The 18,702-nt window shown below is 72.5% G+C and carries 2 protein-coding genes; one reads left to right on the forward strand and one right to left on the reverse strand.

Annotated features, from left to right (window positions below; genetic code table 11):
- Positions 1 to 4 precede the first annotated feature (4 nt).
- Entirely contained in the window at positions 5 to 16,762 is a 16,758-nt protein-coding gene (locus REH65_RS08465; protein ID WP_406692006.1) for an SDR family NAD(P)-dependent oxidoreductase, read from the reverse strand.
- A 262-nt stretch (positions 16,763 to 17,024) separates the two neighbouring features.
- On the opposite strand from REH65_RS08465, the gene REH65_RS08470 reads away from it, so the two are divergent.
- Positions 17,025 to 18,686: a bifunctional 3-(3-hydroxy-phenyl)propionate/3-hydroxycinnamic acid hydroxylase gene (locus REH65_RS08470; RefSeq protein ID WP_406692007.1), complete on the forward strand. Its 1,662-nt coding sequence runs from the start codon at positions 17,025 to 17,027 to the stop codon at positions 18,684 to 18,686.
- Positions 18,687 to 18,702: the final 16 nt, after the last annotated feature.

An 18,702-nucleotide genomic window follows, 5' to 3' on the forward strand; every position in this document is an offset into this window, starting at 1 on the left:
AGCCTCACGCTTCCCGTGCAGCGTCGTCGGGTGCGCTCGCACCCTCCAGCGCCATCGTGATCAGGTCTTCTGCGCCCATCTCGTCGATGTCGTCGCCGACACCGGTGTTGCTCTCGACCGGCGCGCTCACCCCGCCCAGTTCCAGCAGCGCGTCGAGCAGTCCCGCGTCGCGCAGCCGGTGCAGCGGGACACCGGCCAGGACGTCGCGGACGCGGTTCTCGGTGAGCGCTTCCGCGTCCTCGTCCACCGGCGCGAGTTCGGCGCCGAGGTGCTCGGCGAGCGCGGTGACGCTGGGGTGGTCGAAGGCCAGCGTCGCGGACAACCGCAGTCCGGTCGCTCTGCTCAGCGAGTTGCGGAGCTCCACGGCGGTCAGCGAGTCGAAGCCGAGGTCGGTGAAACCCGCTGCGGTGTCGACGGATTCGGCGTCGGCGTGGCCGAGGACGGCGGCGGCGTGCGAGCGCACCAGGTCGATGAGCAGCGCCGCGCGGTCGGTCTCGGAGGCCGCGCGCAGCCGGTCGGGCAGCACCGGCCCGGCCGGGGTCGTCGCGCGGCGGTGACCCGGCCGGACGAGGTCGGCGAAGACCCGGGGCACGACGGCGCCGGAGTCGCGCAGCGCCTGGGCTTCCAGGCGCATCGGAACCAGCACGGGGGTGCTGCGCGCGCAAGCCGCGTCGAACAGGCGCAGCCCGTGCTCGGCGGTCAGCACGCCGACGCCGTTGCGGGCGGTGCGCTGCCGCGCCGCGTCGTCGAGCTCGCCGGCCATGCCGTCCGACCACAGGCCCCAGGCCAGCGACTGGCCGGGGAGGCCGCGTGCCCTGCGGTGCTGGATCAGGGCGTCCAGGCAGGCGTTGGCGGCCGAGTAGTTGCCCTGCCCGGGACCGCCGATGGCTCCGGCCACCGAGGAGAACGTCACGAACGCCGACAGCGGGAGGCCGCTGGTGAGCTCGTGCAGGTGCAGGGCGGCGTCGACCTTGGGCCGCAGCACGGATTCGACCTGCTCGGCGGTCAGGGTCTCCAGGACGCCGTCGTCGATCACGCCCGCCAGGTGCACGACACCGGTCAGGGGGTGCTCGGCGGGGATGCGGTCGAGCAGCGCGGCCAGCGCGTCGCGGTCGGCGACGTCGCAGGCGGCGAACTCGACCTCGGCGCCCAGGTCTTCCAGTTCGGCGCGCAGGGCGGGGTCGCCGCCGCGGCGGCTGGTGAGCAGGAGGTGGCGGACGCCGTGGTCGGTGACGAGGTGGCGGCTGAACAGCCGGCCAAGCCTGCCGCTCGCGCCGGTGACCAGCACGGTTCCGCCGGGGCCGAAGGTCGTGGCGGGTGCGCCCGGGTCGTCGGTCGCGCGGGCGAGCCGCGCGGCGTGGTAGCGGCCGTCGCGCACCGCGACCTGGGGTTCTCCGGTGGCCAGGACCGCGTGGGGGTCCAGGTCCCCGTCGACGTCGGCGAGCACGATCCGGCCGGGGTGCTCGGCTTGCGCCGAGCGCACCAGCCCCCACACCGCCGCGCCCGCCAGGTCGGTGATGTCTTGGCCGGAGACCGCGACCGCCTGGCGGGTGGTCACGAGCAGCGTCGTGTCGGTGTCGCGGGCGAGGAAGTCGCGGAGCCGGTTCAGGACTCGCAGCACCTCGGCGCGGATTCCGGGCGGGTCGGCGGCCGGTGTCGTGTGCAGAACCTCGGCGTCGCGCTCGGGGCGGTTCCCCGGAGTCACCGGGGTCCAGCGCAGCGCGAACAGGTCCTCCGGTCCGGGGCCCGAGAGCTGTTGGGCCGTGACGGGGCGGGTGACCAGGGACTCGATGGAGGCCACCGGAACGCCCGTGCCGTCGGCCAGCTCCAGCGTCATGCCGTCGCCGTCGCGGGTCAGGCGAACCCGGACGGCGGTGGCGCCGGGGGTGTGCACCGACACGCCCTGCCAGGAGAACGGGAGCGCGGTCTCGGTGGGGTCGGCGGCGTGCAGGCAGGAGTCCAGCAGCGCCGGGTGCAGGGCGAAGCCGTCGGTGGTCTCCGGCAGCCGGACCTCGGCGAACACCTCGTCGCCGCGCCTCCAGGCGGCGCGCAGGTTCTGGAACAGGGGGCCGTAGTCGAGTCCGAGCTCGGCGAGGCGGGCGTAACGGGACTCGACGCCGACCGGTTCGGCGTTCGACGGCGGCCACTCCGCCGCCGTCCAGGTCGTCCCCCGCCGCTGCGCGGCGAGTGCGCCTGCGGCGTGCTCGGTCCACTCGGCGGTTCCGGAGGGACGGCCGTGGATCGTCACGGAGCGACGGCCGTCGCCGTCCTCGGCTCCCACGCGCACCTGGAGGTCCGCGCCGCCCTGCTCGGGCAGCGCCAGCGGTGCCGCGAGGGTCAGCTCCTCGACTCCGTCGCAGCCGAACTCGTCGGCGGCGCGCAGCGCCATGTCCAGGAACGCGGTCCCGGGTAGCAGGACTCGTCCCATGACCGCGTGGTCGCCGAGCCACGGGTGCTCGTCGAGCGACACCCGGCCGCTGAGCAGGAACTCCCCGGATCCGGCCAGTTCCGCAGCCGCTCCCAGCAGCGGGTGCCCGACGGACGCGAGCCCGAGCCGGGACGCGTCGCCGGTGCGCTGGGTCGGGATCGCCCAGAACCACTGGTGCTGGAACGGATAGGTCGGCAGGTCCACCCGGCGCGCCCCGGTCCCGGCGAACAGCCCGTCCCAGCGCACGTCGACACCGGCGACGTGCAACCCGGCCAGCGCCTTGACCAGGCTTACCCGCTCGTCCTGGTCCTTGCGCTGCACCGGAACGACCACCGCCGCGTCCGGAACCTGCTCGCCGACCAGCGCCGACAGCACCCCGTCCGGCCCGACCTCCAGGAACGCCGACACGCCGGACGCGGCCAGCTGAGCGACCACGTCCCCGAACCGCACGGCCTCCCGCACGTGCCGCACCCAGAACTCGGGGCTGGTCACGTCCCCGGAAGCCGCGATCGGAATCCGAGGCTCGCGGAACACCAACCCGCTGATCGCTTCCCGGAACTCCCCCAACATCGGCTCCATCAAAGCCGAGTGAAAAGCATGAGAAACCCTCAGCCGCTTGAGCTCCCACTTCCCGGCAACCTCAAGAACAGCGCCCTCATCCCCGGCCAGCACCACGGAGTCCGGCCCGTTCACCGCCGCAAGAGACACCACCCCCGACCGAGAACCACCACTGTCACCCGATCGAAAACCGCTGTTTTCATCGCGACGAAAACCGCTGTTTTCGACACCCTGAATATGGGAGTTTTCGACACCAGCAGAACCACCCGACAGAAACGGCAACACCTCCGACTCACTCGCGCGAACCGCGACCATCACCCCGCCCGGGGGCAAGGCCTGCATCAACGAAGCTCGGGCCGAGATCAGCGTGCAGGCGTCCTCCAGGGACAACACGCCCGACACATGGGCCGCGGCCACCTCACCTATCGAGTGACCCGCGACGTGGTCCGGGGTGATGCCGAAGGACTCGATCAAGCGATAGAGGGCCACCTCGATCGCGAACAGGGCCGGTTGGGCGTTGCCCGTCTCGTTCAGGGCTTCCTGGTCCTCGCCCCACATCACCTCGCGAACCGACGGGTCGAGGTGGGCCAGGACCTCGTCGAGAGCTTCCGCGAAGACCGGGAAGCGACCGTAGAGGTCCCGGCCCATGCCGAGGCGCTGCGAGCCCTGGCCGGAGAACAGCACCGCGACGGACCGGTGTCCGGCGGTGCCGCGGGCGATCTCCGCTGGGGCGTCGCCCGCGTCCGAGGCGAGCAGCACGGCGCGGTGCTCGAACGTCGACCGGGCCGTGACCAGCGAGTACCCGACGTCGACCGCGGGTTCGCCGATCGAGCGCACCCGCGCGATCTGCTCTTCCAGAGCCGCCTCGGTCTTGGCCGAGACCGGCCACGGCACCGCCTCCTCCGAGATCGGTCGCTCAGCGGGCGCGGCGTCGACGGGCAGCTGTTCGATGATGACGTGCGCGTTGGTTCCGCTGACGCCGAAGGAGGAGATCCCGGCGCGTCGCGGCTTACCGTCCGTGGCCCACTCGCGGGACTCGGTGACCAGCTCGACCGCGCCGTCCTCCCAGTCCACGTGGGTGGACGGGGTGTCGCCGTGCAGCGTCGGGGGAACCACGCCGTGGCGCATGGCCTGCACCACCTTGATCACGCCCGCCACGCCCGAGGCCGCCTGGCTGTGCCCGATGTTGGACTTCACAGTCCCCAGCAGCAGCGGCCGCTCGCGGTCGCGGCCGTAGGTCGCCAGCAACGCCTGGGCCTCGATCGGATCGCCCAGCGTCGTCCCGGTCCCGTGCGCCTCGACGACGTCGACGTCCGTTGTGGACAGTCCCGCACCGGCGAGGGCCTGGCGGATGACGCGCTGCTGCGAGGGACCGTTGGGCGCGGTGAGCCCGTTGGAGGCGCCGTCGGAGTTGATCGCGCTGCCGCGCAGCACCCCCAGCACCTCGTGACCGTGGCGGCGGGCGTCCGAAAGGCGTTCCAGCACCAGCACTCCGACGCCCTCGGACCAGCCGACGCCGTCGGCGTCGTCGGAGAAGGACTTGCAGCGGCCGTCCGGGGCCAGGCCGCGCTGGCGGGAGAACTCCAGGAACGTGCGCGGCGTCGACATGACGGTGACGCCCCCGGCCAGCGCCAGCGAGCACTCCCCCTGGCGCAGCGCTTGCGCGGCCAGGTGCATCGACACCAGCGACGACGAGCAGGCGGTGTCCACGGTCATCGCGGGACCTTCGCAGCCGAAGGCGTAGGACAGACGGCCGGAGACGACGCTCGGCGAGGCACCGAGGTTCTGGTAGCCCTCGAACGCGGCGTCGGTGAGCAGGGTGCTGTAGTCGTTGTACATCACCCCGGCGAACACACCGGTCCGACTGCCGCGCAACGACATCGGGTCGATTCCGGCGCGTTCCAGGGATTCCCACGCCACTTCCAGCAGCAGCCGCTGCTGGGCGTCGGTGGCCAGCGCTTCGCGCGGCGACATCCCGAAGAACGCGGGGTCGAAATCGCCCGCTTCGTGCAGGAATCCGCCGTTCCGGGTGTAGGCGGTGCCCGCGTGATCGGGGTCGGGGTCGAACAGCGCGTCCACGTCCCAGCCCCGGTTGACCGGGAACTCCGAGATCGCGTCGACGCCGTTGGACACCAACCGCCACAGGTCCTCCGGGGATGAGACGCCACCCGGGTAGCGGCAGGCCATCCCGACGATGACCACCGGGTCGTCCTCCGCGCTCGCCGGAGCCGGAACCTGTTGATCAACAGCATTTTCCGTTCCGAACAGCTCGCCGTGCAGGTGGTCGGCCAGGGCTCGGGTCGTAGGGTGGTCGAAGATCAGGGTTGTCGGCAGGCGCAGCCCGGTCGCCGCACCCAGCTGGTTGCGCAGCTCCACGGCCGTCAGCGAGTCGAAGCCGAGTTCCTGGAACGCCCGGCTCGGGTCGACCACGTCGGCGCCGGCATGCCCCAGCACGGCGGCGACTTCGCGGCGCACCAGGTCCAGCAACGCCCCGGGGCGTTCCGACTCCGGCAGCGCGGTCAGCCGCCCCACCAGCGTCTCGGTGGCTTCCGACCTCGCACGCGCACGACGTGCCCGGCCGCGCACGAGCCCGCGCAGCAGCGGCGGCACCTCGCCGGACCGCGTCAGGTCCAGCAGAGCGGGCACCACCACGGGCCGCCCCGCCGTCAGCGCGGCGTCGAACAGGCGAATCCCCTGCTCCGGAGGCAGCGGCGGCATGCCGGAACGGCCGAGCCGCTGGGCGTCGACGTCGGAGGCCATGCCGTGCTGCCACGGCCCCCACGCGAGCGACACGCCCGGAAGTCCCTGTGCGCGGCGGTGTTCGACCAGGGCGTCCAGGAAGGCGTTGCCCGCCGCGTAATTGGCCTGGCCGGGGGTGCCGACGATCCCGGCGGCGGAGGAGAACACGACGAACGCCGACAGGTCTCGCGTCAGCTCGTGCAGGTTCCAGGCCGCGTCGACCTTGGGACGCAGCACGGCGTGCACGCGTTCGGGGGTCAGCGTCTCGATCACGCCGTCGTCGAGGACGCCGGCGGCGTGCACCACCGCCCGCACCTCGTGCTCGGCCAGCAGGGTCTCGACCGCGGCGCGGTCGGCGACGTCGCAGGCCCGCACCTCGACCCGGGCGCCCTGCTCGGTCAGGTCGCTGACCAGGTCGTCGGCGGCGCCGCTGCGGCTGACCAGAAGGAGCTCGCGCACTCCGTGCTCGGCGACGAGGTGCCGGGCCACCAGCGCGCCCAGTCCGCCGGTGCCACCGGTGATGAGCACGGTACCGTCCCAGCGTGCCGGCTCGTCCTGCGGGGCGGTGCGGGTCAGGCGGGCGGCGAGCAGGTCTCCGCCTCGCAGCAGCATCTGCGGTTCGTCGCAGGTCAAGGCACCCGCGAGAGCGCTGCGGTCGACAGGTTCCGGACCGAGGTCGAGCAGCGCGAACCGGCCGGGGTGCTCGGTCTGAGCGGTGCGGACCAGGCCCCACACCGCTGCGGCCGCCGGGTCGGCGCCGGAGGTCGCACCGCGAGTCACGAACAGCAGGCGGGCGCCCTCGCGGGTCAGGCAGTCCTGGACCTGGGCGAGCGCGTGCGCGGTGACGTCGTGGGCGGAGGTGATCACCTCGTCGCCGCCCGCGACCGGGACGATCACGAGGTCGGCGTCGGGCTCCACCGGAACGCCGATGTCCCGGAGACCGTGCAGGTCCGGGCCCGCGAGAGCGATCGCGGCCGGGGGTTCGCCGCCGGTGACCGGAGTCCACTCGACGGTGAACAGCGCGTTGTCCGCACCCCGCGCCTCGACCGGCATCGGACGGGTGCGCAGCGAGTCGATCGAGGCCACCGGAAGACCGGTCGCGTCGGCGAGGGTGAGCGCGAACTCGCCGTCGGCGCGCGGGGAGATCCGCACCCGCACGGCGGAGGCCTCGGTGGCGTGCAGGGCCACGCCCTGCCAGGAGAACGGCAGCCCGCCGCGCTCGATGACCTCGGGGTCGGCGACGCCGGAGGCGTGCAGGCAGGCGTCCAGCAGCGCCGGGTGGAGGCCGAAGCCGGTGGCGTCGGCCCCGTCCGGGAGCGCGACCTCGGCGAAGACCTCGTCGCCGCGACGCCACACCGCGCGCAGCCCGCGGAAGACGGGACCGTAGGCGAACCCGGCCGAGGCGAAGCGCTCGTAGCCGCTGTCGACGTCCTCCGGGACGGCGCCGACGGGAGGCCATTCTCCCAGGTCATCGGGCTTGCGGTCGCCGGTGGTGAGCGATCCGGCGGCGTGCTGGGTCCACGGCAGGTCGGTGTCGCTTTCGGTCCGGGACAGCACCGCGATCGGGCGTCGTCCCGACTCGTCCGGCGCGCCCACCGACATCTGGAGCTGCACCGCGCCGCGCTCGGGGAGCACCAGCGGGGCGGCGAGGGTCAGCTCCTCGACCTCGTCGCAGCCCACCTCGTCGGCGGCCCGCATCGCGAGTTCGAGGAAAGCCGTGCCGGGGAACAGGATTCGCCCGCCGACGGCGTGATCGGCGAGCCACGGGTGGGTGTCGAGCGAGAGCCTGCTGGTGATCAGGAAACCGTCCGCCTCGGCGAGTTCGACCGCCGCCCCGAGCAAGGGGTGCTCGACCGAGGCAAGCCCGGCGGCGCGCATCCCGCGCCCGGCGGTGAGCCGGGGCCAGTAGCGGCGGCGCTGGAAGGCGTAGGTGGGCAGATCGACCCGCTGCGCCCGCGCCCCGTCGAAGAACGGCGTCCAGTCCACCCCGACCCCGGCCACGTGCAACGCGGCCAACGACGACAGCAGCGCATCCCCTTCGCCGCGGCCCTTCCGCAGCGCGGGCACGATCACCGCCCCCGGCGCGGACTCGGAGGCCATCGCGCTGAGCACCCCGTCCGGACCGACCTCCAGGAACGCGTCCACACCCCGTTCGCTCAACGAGGTCACGTGGTCGGCGAACCGCACGGCCTCGCGCACGTGCCGAACCCAGAACTCGGGTGAAGTCACATCCCCGGACGCAGCGATCGGAATCCGAGGCTCGCGGAACACCAACCCGCTGATCGCTTCCCGGAACTCCGCCAGCATCGGCTCCATCAAAGCCGAGTGGAAAGCATGAGAAACGCTCAACCGCTGGAACTCCCAACTCCCGGCAACCTCAAGAACAGCGTCCTCGTCCCCAGCCAGAACCACCGAATTCGGCCCGTTCACCGCCGCCAGCGACACCACACCACCCGAACCACTCCCGCCCCCAGGTGACGGAATACCGGAGTAATCCGGTCCCCGAATACCGGAGTAATCCGCTTCCCGAACACGGGAGTCTTCCGTCAGGAACGGCAGCACCTCCGACTCACTCGCACGAACCGCCACCATCACCCCGCCCGAGGGCAACGCCTGCATCAGGCGGGCTCGGGCCGCAATCAGGGTGCAGGCGTCTTCGAGGGACAACACGCCTGCCACGTGGGCCGCGGCCACCTCACCGATCGAGTGGCCCGCAACGTGGTCTGGAGTGATGCCGAAGGACTCGATCAGGCGATAGAGAGCCACCTCCAGGGCGAACAGGGCCGGTTGGGCGTGGCCCGTCTCGTTCAAGGCATCCGGGTCCTCACCCCACATCACCTCTCGAACCGACGGGTCGAGGTGGTTCAGGGCCTCGTCGAGAGCTTCCGCGAACACCGGGAAGCGCTCGTAGAGGCCCCGGCCCATGCCGAGGCGCTGGGAGCCCTGGCCCGCGAAGAGGACCGCGAGAGTGCGGTCGGTGGCGACGCCCCGGGTTGCCTCGGTGATCGACTCTCGGGCGGCGAGGAGGACCGCGCGGTGGCTCAGCGGGGTGCGCGTGGTGGCCAGGGAGTAGCCGATGTCGACGCGGACGCCGTCCCAGTCGCGGAGTCGGGTGATCTGCTCGTCCAGCGCCGCCTCGGACTTCGCCGACACCACCCACGGCACCACCGTCGGCGACACCCACGGCTCCACCGCGGGCACGTCGAGCGCCGCCGGGTGCTCCAGGACGACGTGCGCGTTCGTGCCGCTCACCCCGAACGACGACACCCCGGCGCGACGCGGGCGGCCCGTCTCCGGCCAGGCCGTGCCGGCCGTGAGCAGCCGGACCGCACCGGCCGACCAGTCCACGTGCGAGGACGGCGTATCGACGTGCAGCGTCTTCGGCAGGACACCGCGCCGCATCGCCATCACCATCTTGATCACCCCGGCCACACCGGCCGCGGCCTGCGTGTGCCCGAGGTTCGACTTCACCGACCCCAGCAGCAGCGGAGTCGCCCGCTCAACGCCGTAGGTGGCCATCAGCGCGTCGGCCTCGATCGGGTCGCCGAGCGCGGTGCCGGTCCCGTGCGCCTCCACGGCGTCCACTTCGGACGCGTCGAGGTTCGCGGAGCGCAGGGCTTCTCGGATCACGCGCTGCTGCGACGGGCCGTTCGGCGCGGTGAGGCCGTTGGACGCGCCGTCCTGGTTCACCGCGCTCCCCCGCAGCACCGCCAGCACGCGGTGCCCGTTGCGCTGGGCGTCGGAGAGGCGTTCCAGCACCAGCATGCCGACGCCTTCGGACCAGCCCGTGCCGTCGGCGGCGTCGGAGAACGCCTTGCAGCGGCCGTCGGCGGCCAGCCCGCGCTGCCGGGTGAACTCGAAGAACGCGTGCGGCGTCGACATGACCGTGACACCGCCGGCCAGCGCGAGCGCGCACTCGCCCTGCCGCAGCGATTGCGCTGCCAGGTGCATCGACACCAGCGACGACGAGCACGCCGTGTCGACGGTGACCGCAGGCCCTTCGAACCCGAAGGTGTAGGCCACGCGACCGGAGAGCACGCTGGCGATGTGGCCGGTGGCCGCGTGCCCTTCCGGGACGTCCGGGCCGGTGCCGAGGAGCGAGGCGTAGTCCTGGCCGTTGGTTCCGAGGAACGCCCCGGTCCGGCTCCCCCGCAGCCGCACGGGGTCGAGGTGCGCGCGTTCCAGCGCCTCCCAGGCGGTTTCGAGGACGAGCCGCTGCTGCGGGTCCATCCCGGCCGCTTCGCGCGGCGAGATCCCGAAGAAGTCCGCGTCGAATTCCGTTGCGCCCTCGAGGAAACCTCCCTCGACGGCGAGGCTCGACTCGGCCAGCGCGCTCCGGTCCCACCCCCGGTCGTCGGGGAACGGGCCGATGGCGTCGACGCCGCCGTCGACCAGCCGCCACAGGTCCTCCGGCGAACGCACCCGACCCGGGAAGCGGCAGGCCATGCCGATGATCGCGATCGGTTCGCCGTTCCTGAGCTCCAGTTCGGCGACGCGCTCGCGGGCTCGGCGGAGGTCGACGGTGGTGCGCCTCAGGTATTCGACGACTCGTTCCTGCTGATCTTCCGCCACCGGTCCACCTTCATGTCTCGCGTCGAGCTGGGTCTCGTCAGGAGAGGTCGAGCAGCCCGTTGTCGATGGTGTTGAGCAGTTCGTCGCGGGCATCGAGTTGATGTCGTCCTCGGAGGGACGCCCGCCGGCCGAGGGTTGGCCGCGCTCGCGCAGCCAGGCGAGGGTGTCTTCGAGCCGCTGCTTGATCTCGTCGACGTCGTCGTCCGAGGCCCGCAGCGCCGTGGCGAACCGCTCGAACTCGCTGAGCGCGGACCCGACCTCCGCGGTGTTCTCGACGGTGAGGTTCGCCAGCAGGTGGTCGGCCACGGCGCGCGGCGTCGGGTAGTCGAACAGCAGCGCCGAGGGCAGCGGCACGCCCGTCGCCTTCCGCAGCCGGTCGCGCATCTCCAAGCTGGTCAGCGAGTCGAAACCCACGTCGCGGAAGGCGTTGTCGACGCCGATCGCGGTCGAGCTCGGGTGTCCGAGCACGGCGGCCGCCTCGGCCCGAACGAGGTCCAGGACGGCCGGGCCGCGATCGGCCAGCGCCATGCGGGCGAGCTCGTCGACGAACCCCGAGGCGCCGGAGGTGGCGAGGGCGCGCCGCGCGGCCTCGACTCCCGACAGCAGCGGGCTGGGACGGACCGCGGTGAAGTGCGGGGCGAAGACCTCCCAGTCCAGGTCGGCCACGGTGAGAGCGGTGCGGTCATCGGCGACGGCCTGCCACAGCGCGGCGAGGGCGAGTTCCGGTTCCATCGGCAGAACACCGCGCCGCCTCAGCCGCTCGGCGATCGCCTCGTCCGCGGCGGCGCCAGCCCCGGCCCAGGCTCCCCAGCCGATCGAGGTGGCGGGCAGGCCTTCGGCGCGGCGCTGGTGGGCGACGGCGTCGAGGACGGCGTTGGCGGCGGCGTAGTTGGCCTGTCCGGCGTTGCCGATCGTGCCCGCGACCGAGGAGAACAGCACGAAGAAGTCCAGGTCGCGGTCGCGGGTGAGCTCGTCGAGCAGCAGCGCGGAGTCCACCTTGGACTCGAAGACCTCGCCGAAGCGCTCGGGCGTGAGCTGGTCGAGCACGCCGTCGTCGACGACACCGGCCGCGTGCACCACGCCGGTGAGGTCGTCGATGCCGTCGAGCACGGTGCCGAGCGCGTCGCGGTCGGCGGCGTCGCAGGCCTCGATCCGCACCCGCACTCCCCGCTCGCCCAGCTGCTCGGCGAGCTCGGTGGCGCCCGGGGCGTCCGGGCCGCGGCGGCTGATCAGCACGATCCCTTCGGCGCCGCGGTCGGCCAGGTCGCGGGCCAGGTGCGCGCCGAGCGAGCCGGTTCCGCCGGTGATCAGCACCGTGCCGGACAGCGGTGCCGGGGCGGCCCGGTGCGAGCGCGGTGCGGGGGCGAGCCTGCGGGCGAACGCTCCTCGGGAGCGGATGGCGACCTGGTCCTCCGTTCCGGCGAGGACGCCGGTGAGGAGCTCGGCACCGCGGGCGTCGAGGTGGTCCGGGAGGTCGATCAGGCCGCCCCACCTGCCGGGCAGCTCCAGGGCGGCGACCCGTCCCAGACCCCACACGCCCGCGTAGGTGGAGTCGCGCACCGGGTCGTCGTCCGCGACCGAGACCGCACCTCGGGTCACGGCCCACACGCGGGCGTCGACGCTCGCGTCGCCGAGCGCCTGGAGCAGGACGGCGCACTCGATCTCATCACCGAGCGCGATCACGCCCGCCGGGGCGGGAACGTCGGTCAGCTGCTTGGCGAGGTCGTCGCGCCGGGTGCCGGGTTCGATCGGCAGGCGCACCGCGTCGGCGCCGAGGGCGTCGGCGATCGCGAGCGCCCACGGGTCGGTGGCGAGCTCGGCGGGTGCCGCGATCAGCCACGGTCCGTCGGGTGTCGCCGGCTGGTGCGTCAGCGGGGTCCAGGTCTCCTGGTAGCGCCAGTCGTCGGCGAGGTTGGCGGTGAGCTGTTCCGGCCAGTAGCGCTCGCGCTGGAACGGGTAGGTCGGCAGGTCGACGAGGTGCGCTCCGGTGCCGGTGAAGCACGGTGCCCAGTCGACGTCCACGCCGGACACGTGCAGCCGCGCCAGCGCCTCGACCAGGGCGGTCTCGCCGTCGCGGTCCTGGCGCTGCGCCGGGACGAGCACCGCGTCCTCGGGCGCGGAGTCGGCGGCCATCGCCGAGAGCACCCCGTCGGGGCCCAGTTCCAGGAAGGCGTTCACGCCCCGCTCGCCCAGGGTCCGCACGGTGTCGCCGAAGCGCACGGTGTTGCGGACGTGCTCAACCCAGAACTCCGGCGACGTCACGTCGCCGTCGACGGCGATCGGTGTCGTCGGCGTCCGCAACGACAACCCGCTGATCGCCTCGCGGAAGTCATCGAGCATCGGGTCCATCAAGGACGAGTGAAACGCATGACTGACCAGCAGATTCCTAGACTTCCACCGCCGCGCGACGTCGACCACGGCCTCCTCGTCCCCGGCCAACACGACCGACTCGGGCCCGTTCACCGCCGCAAGAGACACCACCCCCGAACGAGAACTGTCACCCGATCGAAAACCGCTGTTTTCATCGCGTCGAAAACCGCTGTTTTCGACACCCTGAATATGGGAGTTTTCGACACCAGCAGAACCACCCGACAGAAACGGCAGAACATCGGACTCGCTCGCACGGACCGCGACCATGACCCCGCCTGTGGGCAGTGCCTGCATCAACCAGGCCCGGGCGGTGATCAGCGTGCAGGCGTCCTCCAGGGACAACACGCCCGACACATGGGCAGCGGCCACCTCACCTATCGAGTGACCCGCGACGTAGTCCGGGCGGAGACCGAAGGACTCGGCCAAGCGGAACTGGGCCACCTCCAAAGCGAACAAAGCCGGTTGAGCAAAGCCCGTCTGGTTCAAGGCATCTGCGTCCCCACCCCACATCACCTCCCGAACCATCGGATCCAAGTGCTCCAAAACCTCGTCCAGAGCCTCGGCGAACACCGGAAAACGCTCGTAGAGATCCCTGCCCATGCCCAGACGCTGGGAGCCCTGGCCTGCGAAGAGGACGGCCAGGGAGCGGTCCGCGGCGATTCCTCGGAGTTCACCGGAGGGGAGCAGGACCGCTCGGTGGTCGAAGGTGGAGCGGGTCGTGGCCAGGGAGTGGCCCACGTCGAGGGCGGAGTGGTCGAGCGCGCTCAGGTGGGTGATCTGGTCGTCCAGGGCGGCTTCGGTTTTCGCGGAGAGGGGCCACGGGATGACGGCGGGGACGAGCTCGGCCGGCTCGGTCGGGGCCTCCTGGGCAGGGGCTTGTTCGACGATCACGTGGGCGTTGGTGCCGCCGATGCCGAAGGAGGAGACGCCTGCGCGTCGCGGGCGCCCGGTGTCGGGCCAGCCGACCGGGGCGTCGAGCAGCTCGACCGCGCCCGAACCCCAGGTGACGTGGCCGGACGGGGTTTCTGCGTGCAGCGTGCGCGGGGCTATGCCGTGACGCATCGCCATCACCATCTTGATCACCCCAGCGACGCCCGCCGCGGCCTGCGTGTGACCGAGGTTCGACTTCACCGACCCCAGCAGCAGCGGCCGCTCCCGGTCCTGCCCGTAGGTCGCCAGCAACGCCTGCGCCTCGATCGGATCACCCAGAGTCGTTCCAGTGCCGTGCCCTTCGACCACATCGACATCCGAAGTGGACAGACCAGCACCAGCCAGGGCTCGGCGGATGACGCGCTGCTGCGAGGGACCGTTCGGGGCGGTCAGCCCGTTGGAGGCGCCGTCGGAGTTCACCGCCGAGCCTCGCAGCACCGCCAGCACCCGGTGCCCGTTCCGGCGGGCGTCGGACAGGCGCTCCAGCACGAGCACGCCGGCGCCCTCGGACCAGCCGACGCCGTCGGCGTCGTCGGAGAAGGACTTGCAGCGGCCGTCGGGGGCCAGGCCGCCCTGCTTGGTGAACTCGACGAACGTCGACGGAGTCGACATGACCGTGGCGCCCCCGGCCAGCGCCAGCGAGCACTCCCCCTGCCGCAACGACTGCGCCGCCAGGTGCATCGACACCAGCGACGACGAGCACGCCGTGTCCACCGTGACCGCCGGCCCCTCGAACCCGAGCGCGTAGGCGACGCGGCCGGACGCGACGCTGCCCGCGGTCCCGGTCGTCCAGTAGCCCTCGGTCCCCTCGGGCGCGCCGACGAGACCCGTGCCGTAGTCGTGGTACATGACGCCGGTGAACACGCCCGCGTCGCGGCCGCGCAGCGTCGTCGGGTCGATGCCCGAGCGCTCCAGCGCCTCCCAGGAGACCTCCAGCAGCAGCCGCTGCTGCGGGTCCATCGCCAGGGCCTCGCGCGGGGAGATGCCGAAGAACCCGGCGTCGAAATCGGCTGCGTCGTGCAGGAATCCGCCGTGCCGGGTGGCGCTGGTGCCGGGACGGCCATGTTCGCCGCCGAGCTCGGCGAGGTTCCAGCCGCGATCGGCCGGGAACGGCGACAGCACGTCACCGCCGTCGGCGACCAGCTGCCAGAGGTCTTCCGGCGAGCTCACCCCGCCGGGGAAGCGACACCCCATGCCGACGATCGCGATCGGCTCGCCGGGCTCCGGGCGCGGCTCGGCGATCGGGGACCGGGTTCGCGTGCCGAGCAGTTCGGCAAGCAGGTGGCGGGCCAGCGCGTGCGGAGTCGGGTGGTCGAACGCCACCGGAGCGGGCAGGTCCAGGCCGGTGGCGGCGGTCAGGCGGTTGCGCAACGCCACCGCGCTCATCGAGGTCAACCCGAGCTCGCGGAACGCGCTCCGGGCCGCAGCGGTGCTCAGCGAATCGAGCCCGAGGGCCTGCGAGACCTCGGCGCACACCAGCTCCAGCAGGAACACCTCCTGCTCCTGCGATGACAGGCCGGTCAGCCGCTGCCGCAGCTCGGAGGTCGCCGCCTCGTCCGCCTCGGTCACGCACGAGGCGTCGTCGAGCAGCTCGCTGGAGAACGACTCCCGGTCGGCGAGCAGGCGCGCGGGCAAGTCGTGCAACAGGTGCCGGGTGACCTTGCCGGAAGCCGTCCGGGGGATGCGCCCGGTCTCGTAGAGCCGCTCGGGGATCTTGAAGCCGGAAAGCCGCTCCCGGCACACCGCGAACAACGCCTCGGTGTCGACTCCGGTCTCGCGCGGAACCACGAAGGCCACCGGCACCTCGCCGAGCACCTCGTGCGGTTCGCCCGCCACGGCGACGTCGGCGACCCCGGGGGCGCCGCGCAGGACTTCCTCGACCTCGCCGGGGTGGATGTTCTCCCCGCCCCGGTTGATCAGCTCCTTCACCCGGCCGGTGATGGTCAGGTAGCCGGCCTCGTCCTGCCTGGCCAGGTCGCCCGTGCGGTACCAGCCGCCCGGCAGCGCGGCCGCCGTCGCCTCCGGCTGGTCGTGGTAGCCCACCATCAGGTTCGGGCCGCGCACCCACACCTCGCCCTCACCGCCCGCCACGTCGAGCCCGGTGTCCGGGTCCACGAGCCGCAACGCCAGACCCGGCACCGGCAGGCCGCAGGAGCCGTCGACGCGGGTGCCGTGCTGCCAGTTCACCGCCATCAGACCGCAGGTCTCGGTGCTGCCGTAGCCGTCGAGCAGCGGGACGCCGAAGGTCTCCTCGAAGGCCGTGCGCAGCGACGCCGGGCACACCGACCCGGCGGTCAAGCAGCGCTCCAGCCCGCTCGTGTCGACGTCGTGGTTCTGGGCGGCCTCCAGCAGGTGGTGGTACATCGCGGGCACGCCGGTGAGGAACGTGTAGGTCTCGTCCTGGAACGCGCGCAGCACCTCCTCGCCGGAGAAGCCGTCGAGGACGCGGCAGGTGGCGCCGACCGCGGTCACGCCGATCACGCACAGCACGTGCGCGAGGCTGTGGTGCAGCGGCAGCGGCCACAGCACCCGGTCCTGCCCGGACAGGCCGACGATCGGCGCGTAGCAGGCCGCCACCGACCACAGGCAGCTGCGCTGCGTCGACAGCACGCCCTTGGGCTTGCCGGTGGTGCCGGAGGTGTAGAGCATCCAGGCGACGTCGTCGAGGTCCTGGTCGTCGCGGGCGGCCTGCGCCGGTGCGGCGGCCATCAGGTCCGCGTAGCGGGTGACCTCGGCCGGGGTGCCCTCGGGAAGCGGGTCGTCGCCGGTGACCACGATCCGCAGGTGCGGGCGCTCCCGCTGCGCGGCCACGACCTGGTCGAGCCGTCCGCGGTCGGTGATCACGACGCGGGCGCCGCTGTCGTCGAGGACGTAGGACAGCTCGGCGTCGGCGGAGTGCGGGTTGAACGGCAGCGCCACACCACTGGCCCGGATCACCGCGAGGTAGGCCTCCAGCGTCTCCACCGAGTTGCCGAGGTAGATCATCGCCCGGTCGCCGCGGTCCAGCCGGTCCGCCAGGTGACCCGCCAGCCGTGCCGTGCGCCGCTCGTAGTCGGCGTAGGTGAGGTCCCGCCGGTGGTCGCTGAACGCGATCTTGTCCGGCCACCGCTCGGCGTGCTCGCGCAGCAGCTCGGACAGCGGCCGGATGAGTTCGGTACGTAACACGACGGCGACGCTCCCTCGTCCAGTGGCTGATCGGGTCGGCCGCCGCTCGGGCCGTAACCGGCAGGGCGAACCGGGACGCCTCGGCACCGGACGACGTCGCTTGCAACCAGCCGCGACGCTAGACCGAGGGGTAGTGAGAATTTCCCTAGCAAGCACCCGCGCCGGGATCGCGGGAGTTCAGGACTGGGAGTTCCCCGAGTGTTCTGCGCCTACGGTTGACGCCGCAACGCCGCCCACGCCACCGACTTCGAGCGGAAGTGAGATGTCGATCCCAGCTGAGCCCCCAAGGTCCGACCGCGGTGCCGACGCGGACGTGGTGATCGTCGGCTGCGGCCCGGTGGGGCTGACCCTCGCCCTGCTGCTCGCGCACCGCGGATGGCAGGTGGCGGTCCTGGAGCGCTACGCCGAGCAGTACCCGTTCCCGCGCGTCGTCACCATCGACGGCGAGACCTCCCGGAACTTCGCCGCCGCCGGGATCGGCGACCAGCTGCACGATCTCGGCGAGCCGATGGGCGTCTACGAGTTCCGCAACGCGGCCGGCGACGTGCTGCTCAGCTTCGACGCGCCGTACCGGCCCGGCCACCAGGGCTGGCCGAAAGCCGCTGTCATGCACCAGCCTTCGTACGAGGCCGCGCTGCGCGCGCACGCCGAGACGCTGCCGAACCTGCGGCTGCTCTGCGGCCACGAGGTCGAGGACCTGACCGATCACGGCGACCACGTCGAGGTGCGCGCGTCCGGCCCGGCGCTGGAGGACGGCCGCATCACCGGCTCGTGGCTGGTCGGCTGCGACGGGGCGAACAGCGTCGTCCGCGAGCACATCGGCGCGCAGGTCACCGACCACGGGTTCTCCCAGGACTGGTTGCTGTGCGACGTGGTGTTCCACGAGCCGCGCGAATTCCACCCGACCGACGTGCAGATCTGCGACCCGGCGCGGCCGACGACCATCGTCGCCAGCGGGCGCGGTCACCGCCGGTGGGAGTTCATGCTGCTGCCCGGCGAAACCGTCGAGGAGTTCAGCACCGAGGAGGCGCTGTGGCGGCTGCTCGAACCGCACGGCGTGTCCCCGGAGAACGCGAAGCTGACCCGCAACATCGTCTACACCTTCGACGCCTGCATGACCGAGCAGTGGCGCAGCGGGCGGCTGCTGCTGGCCGGGGACTCGGCGCACCTGATGCCACCGTTCGCAGGTCAGGGCATGTGCTCGGGCGTGCGGGACGCGGCGAGCCTGGCGTGGCGGCTGGACCTGGTGCTGGGCGGCCGGGCCGCCGAGCGGCTGCTGGACACCTACCCCGCCGAGCGCGCCGAGCAGGTCCGGCGCACCACCGACGCCTCCATCGAGATGGGCAAGCTGGTCTCCGAGCTCGACCCGGCCAAGGCCGCGGCCCGCGACGAGTACCTCATCGCCGCGCGCTCCGAGCAGGACCAGCCCGAGGCCGCGCCGCCGTCGTTCGCGCTGGAGGACGGGTTCCTGCGGCGGGCCCTCGGCCGCACCATCGCCAAGCCCGCCGGGGAGCTCATGCCGCAGGGCGCGGTGGCGCGCGGCGAGCAGCGCGGGTTGTTCGACGACGTGGTCGGTCGCGGTTTCGTGCTGCTGTCCTCGGTGGACCCGCGCGAGGCGCTCGACGACGAGTCCCGCTCGTTCCTCGACGACCTCGGCGCGCACCTGGTGCGGGTGCTGCCGTTCGGGTCCGGTCCCAAGCACGCGGGCCCGCACGAGGTCGTCGACGTCGGCAACACCTATCTCCCGTACCTCACCGAGTCCCGGCAGGTCGCGGTGCTGGTGCGGCCGGACTTCTACGTCTTCGGCGGGGCGCGCGACCGCGCCGACCTCACCCGGCTCGTGCGCGAGCTGCGCGCCCAGATCACCGGGTCGCCGTCCCTCCAGCGCAGGCCGGTCGCGGCCCGGCGCGACCCACGGCACTGACCAGAAAGGGCGGACC

This window comes from Saccharopolyspora sp. ID03-671, assembly GCF_045278815.1.
Lineage (GTDB): Bacteria > Actinomycetota > Actinomycetes > Mycobacteriales > Pseudonocardiaceae > Saccharopolyspora > Saccharopolyspora ipomoeae.

What these genes read in the sequence shown, in the direction of transcription:
- REH65_RS08470 (WP_406692007.1), top strand. Translation starts at nt 17,025, where the DNA reads ATGTCGATCCCAGCTGAGCCCCCAAGGTCCGACCGCGGTGCCGACGCG.